The following is a 10812-nucleotide window of genomic DNA, read 5'->3' as shown; positions in this document are numbered from 1 at the left end:
CTATACAAGTTCGAACAAAAATACGATCATCTGCGAATCAGCGCACGTTTTGAACCGCTTTCATCCGAGTTATGATGAAAGCGGTTCAATTCATATCAACTCAATACTTTAGGGGAGCTGACAATATGAAAAAGAAAATGTCATGGATCGCGTTGGTTTCGGTGATGACGTTAATGGCATCCTTGCTGGCCGCATGCGGCGGCAGCGGCGGGACCGGGGCATCGAAGGAGCCGGACGGCGATGCATCGGGCGCGGCAACGACGCTTCGCTTCGCTACCTGGGATACCGGGGATGCGCTGAAGATTGAACAAGAGATCGCCAAGAAGTTCGAGGAGTCGCATCCAGGAACCAAGGTACAGGTGGAGGCATATGCAGACGGATTCGATCAGAAGCTGGCCGCTGGATTTGGCGCAGCCAATCCGCCGGACGTGATGTACATGTGGGATTTTCCGACGTATCACCAGTCCCTGGAGCCGCTGGATTCCTACGCGTCCAAGGACGAGGACTTGAATATCGATGATTTTTACCAAGGATTGTTTAACTACGGCAAGATTGATAATCAGCTGTATGGAATCCCGGCGGGCTTTACGACCCGGGTGGTGTACTACAACAAGAAGATGTTCGACGATGCGGGCATTCCCTACCCGAGCGATGGATGGACGTGGACGGAATTCCAGGAAATCGCCCAGAAGCTGACGGATAAATCCAAGAAGCAGTACGGCTTCGGCGTTCGGGCCGAGAATGATACGTATGACCTTCAAGGGTTCGTATGGAGCAACGGCGGTTCCTTTATTTCGGAGGACGGGACAACGATTGAAGGATACATGAACAGCAAGGAAACGGCGGAAGCCATTCAGATGCTGGGCGATATGCTGAAGAACGGCTCAGCCGTACTGACTGGAGGCAAAGGGCAGCAGAGCGGTGAGGATATTTTCAAAGCCGGCAAAATTGCCATGTGGGAGAGCGGCATCTGGCCGCTGGAATCCTTCAGGGAAGCCGGAATCGATGTGGGTACGGTGGAGATGCCGGCCTTCGAGGGCAAGCCTGTGAAGGGCGTGTTGGCCGAATCCGCGTTATCCATAGCGAAGGATTCCAAGAACAAGGATCTGGCGTGGGAATTCATCAAGTTCTACGTATCGGATGAAGCGATCAAAATGCGCGTGGCCGATCTGCCGGTCCGGGTCAGCGTGGTCAACGAGCTGAAGAAGGACCAGGATCCGCTCTACAAGCCGTATTACACGATGCTGGAGCGTTCGGACAATACGCCGGCCTTCCTGCTGAATCCGAAATGGAACGAAGTCAACCGCCAGCTGTCGGCAGCCGTGGAATCCGTCATGTTCGGCAGCGATGCCCAGGAGGTTCTGGACCAGGCGGTGAAGGATAGCGAACGCTATTTGAAATAAACGAAGAAAGAAGGTTCGCGAAAATGGCCCACACTCATGCGCCTTACTCACAACAGCAGACAGCGGCCCCGAAGCGACTTGGACCAAAACGATGGGGTGGGGCCGTGCCCTACCTCTTCATTTTTCCATGGATATTCGGATTCCTGGTTTTTACGCTTGGTCCGCTGCTGTTTTCCCTCGTCATTTCGTTTTTTGATTGGCCGATCGTAGGCCAAGTGACCTTTGTCGGCATCGACAACTATGTGGAGATGTTCTCGAACGATCCGCTGTTCTGGAAATCGCTGCTGGTTACGTTAAAATTCGCGGCTTTGTTCGTGCCGCTGAACATCATCGTGGCTCTGGGACTCGCCATGCTGCTCAATCAGAAGGTAAAAGGGAGCGCGTTCTTCCGCACTGCCTTCTACCTGCCGTCTGTCATTTCCGGCGTAGCCCTCGCCATGATCTGGTCCTGGGTGTACAGCGGGGATTACGGGATCCTGAATTTTTTCTTATCGCTTGTCGGCATCGAAGGGCCGGATTGGCTGAACGATACGAAGTGGTCCCTGGTCGCCATGGTCATTGCAAGCCTGTGGGGACAGGGCTCGATGATGCTTATTTTTCTGGCGGGTCTCAAGGGAATTCCGAAGGACCTGTATGAGTCGGCCTCGATGGATGGGGCAGGCAAGATCAGGCAGTTCTTCAATGTGACCATCCCGATGATCACGCCAACCTTGCTGTTCAACCTGATCACGTCCATCATTGCTGCCTTCCAGCAGCTGACGCTGGCGCTTCTGCTTACGGGCGGGGGCCCGCTGAAGTCGACGTTTTTCTATGCGATGTACATGTACGAGAATGCATTCAAGTACTTCAAGATGGGTTATTCCGCAGCCAACGCCTGGTTTATGTTCCTGATCGTGCTAACGCTGACGTTCCTTGTGTTTAAGTCCTCGGAGGCCTGGGTGTTCTATGAGGGCGAGATGAAGAAGGAGAAGGCGAAGCCGAAGCGTGCCAAAGCAGACGTGCCTGCCGGCAGAAAGGGGCGTTCCGCATGAAAAAAGTAATTACTTACACGCTGCTCATCTTGTGCTCGCTGTTGTTCATTGCTCCGCTCTTCTGGGCTATCACAACAGCGCTGAAGTCGCAGCAGGAGCTGTATCTGTTTCCTCCAAAATGGTTTCCTTCCGTGTGGAGATTCAGCAATTTTGCGGAAGCCTGGAGCATTCAGCCGTTTAACCTGTTTTTGAAAAATACGCTGATCGTGACACTGCTGTCGACGCTCGGTCAGCTCATATCGTGCACGCTGGTGGCGTACGGGTTCGCCCGGTTTCAGTTCAAGGGGCGGGATGCGCTGTTTCTGATCGTGCTTGCCACCATGATGATTCCGTGGGAAGTGACCATGATTCCGCAGTATATGGAATTCAACTACCTGGGCTGGATCAATACGCTCAAACCGCTGATTGTTCCGTCCTGGTTTGGTTCCGCCTACTTTATTTTTCTGCTGCGCCAGTTCATCATGACCTTGCCGAAGGAGCTGGATGAAGCGGCAACGATTGACGGGGCGGGCAAAATGACCGTTCTGCTGCGGATCATCGTGCCGCTAATGGGACCCTCACTCATTCTGGTGGCCGTGTTCCATATGATGAGCTGCTGGAACGATTATCTGGGTCCGCTCATCTTCCTGAACGATCAGACGAAATATACGCTGACGCTGGGGTTATCCCAATTCAAGGGCATGCACGGCGTCGACATGCAATCCATCATGGCCATCACCTGCCTGATCTCGATTCCGCCGCTGGCCGTCTTTTTCTTCGCGCAGCGTTATATCGTTGGCGGCATTGCCACGACGGGGATCAAGGGATAAACGGTGCCGGTTGATAATAGGCATCCACGATCGATGCAGCATGATGCAATATCCGAACATAGTTGTACGTGTTCAAAAAGTCATGGACAGATGACTTTTTGAGCGACCTCTAGAAGCTTAGACCGCTTGGGAAAGGATGGAGAGACATGATGAAAGACCGTCATATAAGCCGCGACTGGGATGACCTGAGCGTGCTGGAACGGAACCGGGCGAAGAGCCGGGCCTGTTTCATTCCGTTTGTGAATGAGGACGGAGCGCTCAGTTATGACAGAGGAAGCTCGGCCTGGTACCAATCGCTGAACGGGGTGTGGAAATTCCACTATGCCGAGGAGCCGGAAAGCGCTCCTGAAGCATTTTATCAAGAGGATTACGATGTATCGGCCTGGTATGACCTTCCGGTTCCGGGACACTGGCAGCTGCAGGGCTACGGGCATCCGCATTACACGGACCTGTACTATCCGTTCCCTGTGGATCCGCCGCATGTGCCAAATGCGAATCCGACCGGAAGTTACGTACGCGAGTTCGAGCTTCCGGAACATTGGGACGGCAGAAAGATTTGCGTCAAATTCGACGGGGTGGACAGCGCGTTTCATGTGTGGCTGAACGGGTCGTTTATCGGTTACAGCCAAGGCAGTCGGCTGACCTCGGAATTCGATCTGACGCCTTATTTAAAGCCTGGGGTAAACAGGATGTCCGTCCGGGTATACCAGTGGTCCGATGGAAGCTATCTGGAAGATCAGGACATGTGGTGGATGAGCGGCATTTTCCGGGATGTGTATCTGGTTGCCGAGCCGTCGGAGCTTCGCATCCACGACTTCCGCGTAACGACCGAGCTGGATGCGGAGTATCTGAACGCCAAGCTGCAGGTGCGTTTGGAACTGGAAGGAAGAGCGCGCGGCTCCGCCCAGTTGCGGCTGTTGAATGGAGACGGAGCGGAAGTGGGATCAACCGGCAAAGACGTCGGGCACGCCGCCGTGGAGGACTTTGCGATCGAGGTAGCCGGTCCGGATTTATGGAGTGCCGAGTCACCGGCACTGTATCATCTGGTGATCACTCTGCGGAATGCTCAGGGGGAGACGCTGGAGACGGTTGCGCAGCGCGTCGGCTTCCGCACCATCGAAGTAAAGGACGGACAGCTCCTCGTTAACGGCAGGGCGATCCTGCTGAAAGGGGTCAACCGCCATGACCATCATCCGGACACGGGCCGAACCGTCACCTTGTCCACGATGCGGGAGGACATCCGCTTGATGAAGCAGCACAACATCAACGCCGTACGGACGGCGCATTATCCGAATGATCCGCGGTTTTACGAGCTGTGCGACGTGTATGGGCTGTACGTGATGGAAGAGACGGATCTGGAAACCCACGGCTTCGAGCCGCTTGGCAACATTTCGCGCCTGAGCGACGATCCCGAGTGGAAGGAAGCGTACGTGGACCGCGTCCGCCGGATGGTGGAACGGGACAAAAATCATCCGTCCGTGCTGTTCTGGTCCCTCGGCAACGAATCCGGCTTCGGCTGCAATTTCCGCGCAATGGCGGATTGGTGCCGGGAGAATGATCCCACGAGACTGATCCATTACGAGGAGGACCGTGAAGCCGAGGTGTGCGATGTAGTGAGCACGATGTATTCCTCCGTCGAGAAGATGGAAGGCTTCGGCAAAATGACCGACCATCCCAAGCCGCATATTCTGTGCGAATTCGCGCACGCGATGGGCAACGGGCCCGGCGGACTGCGCCCCTACTTCGATACCTTTGAAGCGCATCCCCGCCTGGCGGGCGGCTTCGTATGGGAATGGATCGATCACGGGCTGAGCAGAAGGACTCCGGACGGCAAGAAGGATTATGCATACGGCGGCGATTACGGCGATGTGCCGAACAACGGCAATTTTGTCATTGACGGTTTGGTTCGTCCGGACCGGACGCCTTCACCCGGGCTTCTGGAATACAAAAAGGTTATAGAACCGGTCCGTATGACGATGGGAAGTCATGGTGTGCTTCATATCATGAACCGTTATGATTTCATTTCGCTGGATCATTTGCAGGCCCATTACCGGGTACTGTCCGACGGGCAGCTTGTCCACAGCGGAGTACTGGAGCTTCCCCGCATCGAAGCAGGCACAAGCGCGGAGCTTAGCCTCTCGAAGGTTTTGGAGCAGGCGACAATAGGCGTGAGTCCTTATGCCGAGCTGTGGCTTGAGGTATCCCTCTCGCTGGCTGCGGACTGCCGCTGGGCGGAACGGGGACATGAGGTGGCGTGGTCTCAGTTGCTGCTGCGGGAATCGTCCAAGCCAGAATTCGAGTCAACGGCTGCCCTTCGGCGGGGCCCCTTGCAGATTAGCGAGGAGAAGCATAGCCTTCAAGTGGGGAATGGAAGCTTTCAGTTGTCACTCAGCGCTCTCCGTTCAGGCTTCCAAGGCTTATCCCTGCATGGCAAAAGAATCATGCTTGGCGGTCCCGCGCTGAACTTCTGGCGTCCGCCGATCGATAACGATATGTACGTGCTCCCGGATTGGCGCAAGGCCCATCTGGACCGGCTCTCTGAACGGATCGATCATTTCGAATGGAAGCGATTAGACCAGGAATGCGTTGAGGTACGGCGGGTTTCCCGCATTGCCCCGCCGGTATATGACTGGGGCTTCCGATGCGAAACGACCTATACGATCACCTCCAGCGGCCTGATCATCATGGACGTGAAGGGTGAGCCGATCGGCACGCCGCCTGCCATGCTGCCGAAAATCGGATTGCAAATGCAGGTCCCGGGCGACATGGAACATGTCCGGTGGTACGGCAGAGGACCTGGGGAAAGCTACCCGGACAGTCTGGAAGCGGGACGGTTCGGGGAATACCGCAGCACCGTGGACGGCTTGTTCACGTCTTATATTTATCCGCAGGAGAATGGGAACCGATCGGATGTCCGCTGGATCTCGCTCGCGGATGGCGCGGGAATGGGGCTTCTCGCCGTTGGCGAGCCCGCCCTGAACTTCAGTGCGAGCCGGTACGCCGATCAGGATGTCGAGGCCGCGGCGCATGCCAGCGATCTTGTTCCGCGCAGTTTCATTACGCTGAACCTGGATTACCGGCAGAACGGGCTTGGCAGCAACAGCTGCGGTCCGGCACAGACTCCCGAGCACTCAATCAAGCCGGAGCCGTTCTCGTTCCGCATGCTGCTGAAGGCTCACGCTGCCGAGGATACCGACCCGGTACGGCTGAGCCGGCGGATGCGCTCGGAAGCGGAATTATACAAGTAACCGACTGATTTCATTTCAGATCGTTTTCGGATTTTCTGGAGAAGGGGAATAACATGTCCTTTTACATCAAAGACCTGCTGCAGCTGTCTACGGGGGTGCGCCGGTTCCTGATAAGCGAGGCCTTCTACGGCATCGGAATCGGTCTCTATACACTCGTCCTGAATCTGCATCTGCTCTTCCGGGGGCTAAGGGAGGACGAGATCGGCGCGTTGGTATCGATGGGCATACTGATCATGGGCGTTCTCGCCATTCCGGTATCCCTGCTCGCTAACCGGACCGGAAGAAAAAAACTGCTGGTTACCGGCGTATTCTTTATTGCCGCGGGCAATGCGCTGTTTGCCGTCAGCGATGAATTGCTGTGGTTCTATGCCGCTCAAATATTGGTGTCTGCCGGCTTGACGCTGGTGGAGACGACGGAGATCCAGCTTCTCTTCCATTATTGCCGTTCCCGTAAGGAGGAAGCCCGTGCATTTTCCTTGATGTTTGCCGTCTTTACGGCTTTCACGGGTCTCGGAACGCTGGCGGCAGGATATATCTCGAAGGGTTTTGAAGGAAGCAGAGGTTATGAAGTGTCGCTTCTGCTGACCGGGCTGGTGCTTGTGCTTCACGGCGTCATCCGGGCGTTCTGGCTGCCTGCCGAGAACAAGGCTTCAGAGGAGGCAGCGGCGGCAGCTGCTTCACCTTCGAGAGGCATCTCCAGGCTAATGGGACCTCTATCCTCCGGGACCTTGTGGCTGTTCGCCGTGTTTACGGCGCTGCTCGGCGGCTGTATCGCCATGACCGGCTCATTCCTGAACGTCATCGTGAAGTTCCGCCTGGATTGGATGGACGACCAGGTATCCCTGATTCTGGCCATCGGCGCGATCCTGCTGTTTATATGTTCACTGATGACGCCGTACGTCATGGAGAGGTTCGGTTATAACACGGCCATTATCTCGGTATTTATCGTTAATATTGTGCTGTTTGCCGCTCTATACATGATTCTCCCCGTATGGCTGTTTATTGGGCTGTTTCTACTGCGGGGCGGCGGCGTGACCATGCTGTCCAATCTGCTGGACAGTCTGCTGATGTCGGCCTTTAATGAAAAGGAACGGAATCTGTACGCCGGCATGAGGTCGGTATTCCGGAGTTTAGGCTCGTCCGGGGCAACCTTTGTTGCCGGACTGATCCTGGCCCGGCAGGATTATCGGCTTCCCTTTCTGGCCACGGCCGGCGTGCTGCTCCTATGCGGCCTGTATTACGTATGGTGGATTCGCCCTGTCTTATCCAAGAGAATAAACAGCGGTATCGAGCCATGAATGTGAAGGGCCGCCTAAGAGGGAATCCCCTTTTAGGCGGCCTTTTTGCCAATTGCAGCAGGCTCTTTCAAATTCATTACGGTGTCTGCTTCACTGCTGCAGGCTGAATTTCGTATTTGTTCCAGGGAAAGTCTTTAAACATATTGACATCAAAAATTGGTACATGTTTAAATAGAAGAAGTGTTAGCACTCTGCTGTAAAGAGTGCTAAAAAGAACCTCGTTCAGATTGGAAGGGAGATTTTTTCATGGCGAAAAAACAGTTTAAAGCTGAGTCCAAACGGCTGCTCGAGATGATGATTAATTCCATCTATACGCAGCGCGAAATTTTTCTGCGTGAGCTGATTTCAAATGCCAGCGACGCGATCGACAAGATTTACTATAAAGCGCTGACCGACGACAACTTGACCTTTAATAAAGAAGACTATTACGTTAAGATTACCGCAGATAAAGCAAACCGTACGCTGACCATTACCGATACGGGGATCGGAATGACAAAGGAAGACCTCGAGAACAACCTCGGCATCATTGCCAAGAGCGGTTCCCTTGCATTCAAGACTGAGAACGAAGCGAAGGACGGCCACAATATCATCGGCCAATTCGGCGTAGGTTTCTATTCCGCCTTCATGGTTGCCGATGTCGTTACCGTGACGAGCCGTGCCCTCGGCAGCGACGAAGCGTTCAAGTGGGAATCCGAAGGCGCGGATGGATACACCATTACGCCGGCCGATAAGGATTCCGTCGGAACCGAGATCGTTCTGAAGATTAAAGAGAACACGGAAGATGATCAGTATGACGAGTATTTGGAAGAATACCGCTTAAGAGCGATCATCAAGAAGTACTCGGACTTCATCCGTTATCCGATCAAGATGGACGTGAAAACGCAGCGTCCGAAGGCTGATGCCGAGAATGAGTTCGAGGAAGTCCAGGAAGAGCAGACCATCAACAGCATGGTGCCGATCTGGCGCAAGAACAAAGGCGAGCTGACGGACGAAGATTACGTGAATTTCTACAACGAGAAACGGTACGGCTTCGATAAACCGCTCAAACACATTCATGTCAAAGCGGACGGTGCCGTCGTGTATAACGCGATTCTGTTCATTCCCGAGAATACGCCGTTCGATTATTACACCAAGGAATACGAGAAAGGGCTTGAGCTCTATTCCAACGGCGTCCTGATCATGGACAAATGCGGCGACCTGCTGCCGGACTACTTCAGCTTCGTGAAAGGGATGGTCGATTCCGAGGATCTGTCGCTGAACATCTCACGCGAGATGCTCCAGCATGACCGTCAGCTGACGCTGATTGCCAAGAACATCAAGAGCAAAGTGAAAAGCGCGCTGCAAGGCATGATGAAGGACGAGCGGGAGAATTACGAGAAGTTCTTTGCATCCTTCGGCAGAGGCCTGAAATTCGGCGTCTACAACGATTACGGAATGAACAAGGAAGATCTTCAAGATTTGTTGCTGTTCACTTCCTCCAAGGAGAAGAAGCTGGTCTCCCTGGACGAGTACGTATCGAGGATGCCGGAGGATCAGAAGTATATCTATTATGCTTCCGGTGATTCCATCGACCGGATCCAGAAGCTCCCGCAGACGGAAATGGTGCTCGACAAAGGTTATGAAATTCTGTACTTCACCGACGATGTCGATGAGTTTGCGATCAAGATGCTCATGAAATACAAGGAGAAGGAATTCAAGTCGGTATCCAGCGGCGATCTTGGCCTCGATTCCGAGACGGACAAACAGGAGAATGAAGCTGAAGAGAACGACAATAAGGAGCTCTTTGAAGCTATGGGCAGCCTCTTGGCCGGCAAGGTGAAATCCGTAAAGGCCTCCAAACGACTGAAATCCCATCCGGTATGCCTGTCCACGGAGGGTGATGTCTCGATTGAGATGGAGAAGATCTTGAAGGCGATGCCGAACGGACAGGATATCCAAGCCGACAAGGTGCTGGAGATTAACACGAACCATGAGGTGTTCAAATCCCTGAAGGCACAGCAAGCGGATCAGGATAAGCTGAAGCTCTACACGAATCTCCTATACAATCAGGCGCTGCTGATCGAAGGCTTGCCGATTGCCGATCCGGTGGAGTTCACGAACGATATTTGCAAAATCATGGTGTAACCGTCGTAGCTGGCTCATGCGATGATAATAAACAAACCCGAAACGCTGGTATGGCACCAGGGAATCGGGTTTGTTTTTTATGCCTATCCTCCCTACGCCACGTCTCCGGCAAGATCCGATAACAATCCGTTCTCGGGCGCCATGCCCAAGAGGTCATATACCGATATCGGGAACATCGGAAAGCCGACATAGTACGGCGTGATGGCGTATAGCGGATAGAAGATGACCAGTGACTTATCTGCCAGATAGAAGTCCTGATTCGGCGAAACGGTGACGGGACCGCTCTCCAGCACGGGAATGCCGCGTTCCTTGATCTGACGGTTCACTTCGGCGGCCAAAACGGCTTGATAGCTGGAGCCCGGACGGAACAGGTCGGATAAGGCGTAGGATTTACCGGTGGCCGTGGAAAAGGTCAGGCCTTTCGTTACCGTATGTCCATGCGCCATAGGTTCGGAGTAGGTGTAGTTGGTCAGCACGAGGCTAAGGATGCCGCGCTCGTTCGTTTTGATCTCAAAAGTGCCCGTCGTTTGCGGGTTGGTGCCGGTCTGAATCTGCTGCTGTTCGCGCTGCATATCTTGGATTTGAACAATAATAGACCGGTTGATGGCCTCTTCTGCTCCTGGATTTATGAGGCCGTATACCTGCGGATAATGAATCACGAGACCGGGTGCCGTATGCGTGAGGGTATGGATGCTTACCGGCGGTACAAATTGCGCCATGCGTACCATCGCTCCAATCTAACATCAGATACGTTAGCCTATTCGGAAGTGGGCGCGAAGGTTACGAAGTCTGGAGGGTCGGAAGTCCGGAACCACGGAAGTTCGGAACCTCGGAGGCTGGCGGGCTTGGAGGCTCGGAAACTCGGAGGCTCGGAAGCACGGTCATCCCCGCGGAACGGC

Annotated in this window: 7 protein-coding genes; 6 read left to right on the top strand and 1 reads right to left on the bottom strand. The window is 54.2% G+C overall.

Translation table 11 applies throughout. From position 1 onward, the window contains the following. Positions 1-125: 125 nt before the first annotated feature. From DP091_RS22060 to htpG, 6 genes are all read left to right on the top strand, one after another. Positions 126-1403: an ABC transporter substrate-binding protein gene (locus DP091_RS22060; RefSeq protein WP_113060285.1), complete on the top strand. Its 1278-nt coding sequence runs from the start codon at positions 126-128 to the stop codon at positions 1401-1403. A gap of 23 nt (positions 1404-1426) precedes the next feature. After that, entirely contained in the window at positions 1427-2434 is a 1008-nt protein-coding gene (locus DP091_RS22055) for a carbohydrate ABC transporter permease (protein WP_113060284.1), read from the top strand. Next, positions 2431-3243: a carbohydrate ABC transporter permease gene (locus DP091_RS22050; protein WP_071221250.1), complete on the top strand. Its 813-nt coding sequence runs from the start codon at positions 2431-2433 to the stop codon at positions 3241-3243. The genes DP091_RS22055 and DP091_RS22050 overlap by 4 nt, the downstream gene beginning before the upstream one ends. Before the next feature lie 149 nt (positions 3244-3392). Further along, a complete protein-coding gene (locus DP091_RS22045; RefSeq protein WP_113060309.1) occupies positions 3393-6491 on the top strand; it encodes a glycoside hydrolase family 2 TIM barrel-domain containing protein in 3099 nt (1032 codons plus the stop codon). Between the two features lie 53 nt (positions 6492-6544). After that, positions 6545-7789: an MFS transporter gene (locus DP091_RS22040; protein WP_113060283.1), complete on the top strand. Its 1245-nt coding sequence runs from the start codon at positions 6545-6547 to the stop codon at positions 7787-7789. Between the two features lie 246 nt (positions 7790-8035). Continuing rightward, a complete protein-coding gene (gene htpG, locus DP091_RS22035) occupies positions 8036-9913 on the top strand; it encodes a molecular chaperone HtpG (RefSeq protein WP_113060282.1) in 1878 nt (625 codons plus the stop codon). 92 nt (positions 9914-10005) lie between these two features. Here the strand turns inward: htpG and DP091_RS22030 are convergent, their stop codons facing one another. Next, positions 10006-10632 carry a DUF3298 and DUF4163 domain-containing protein gene (locus tag DP091_RS22030; RefSeq protein WP_113060281.1) on the bottom strand — a complete coding sequence of 209 codons (627 nt, stop codon included), beginning with the start codon at positions 10630-10632 and terminating at the stop codon, positions 10006-10008. Positions 10633-10812 lie beyond the last annotated feature (180 nt).

Source organism: Paenibacillus sp. MDMC362 (assembly GCF_003269305.1).
Classification (GTDB): domain Bacteria; phylum Bacillota; class Bacilli; order Paenibacillales; family Paenibacillaceae; genus Paenibacillus_AQ.
The sequence above is the reverse complement of the archived record's forward strand: the minus strand, read 5'-3'. Positions and strand labels throughout refer to the sequence as shown.

Coding starts and splice junctions, on each gene's coding strand:
- DP091_RS22060 (WP_113060285.1), top strand. CDS start 126: ATGAAAAAGAAAATGTCATGGATCGCGTTGGTTTCGGTGATGACGTTA.
- DP091_RS22055 (WP_113060284.1), top strand. CDS start 1,427: ATGGCCCACACTCATGCGCCTTACTCACAACAGCAGACAGCGGCCCCG.
- DP091_RS22050 (WP_071221250.1), top strand. CDS start 2,431: ATGAAAAAAGTAATTACTTACACGCTGCTCATCTTGTGCTCGCTGTTG.
- DP091_RS22045 (WP_113060309.1), top strand. CDS start 3,393: ATGAAAGACCGTCATATAAGCCGCGACTGGGATGACCTGAGCGTGCTG.
- DP091_RS22040 (WP_113060283.1), top strand. CDS start 6,545: ATGTCCTTTTACATCAAAGACCTGCTGCAGCTGTCTACGGGGGTGCGC.
- htpG (WP_113060282.1), top strand. CDS start 8,036: ATGGCGAAAAAACAGTTTAAAGCTGAGTCCAAACGGCTGCTCGAGATG.
- DP091_RS22030 (WP_113060281.1), bottom strand. CDS start 10,632: ATGGCGCAATTTGTACCGCCGGTAAGCATCCATACCCTCACGCATACG.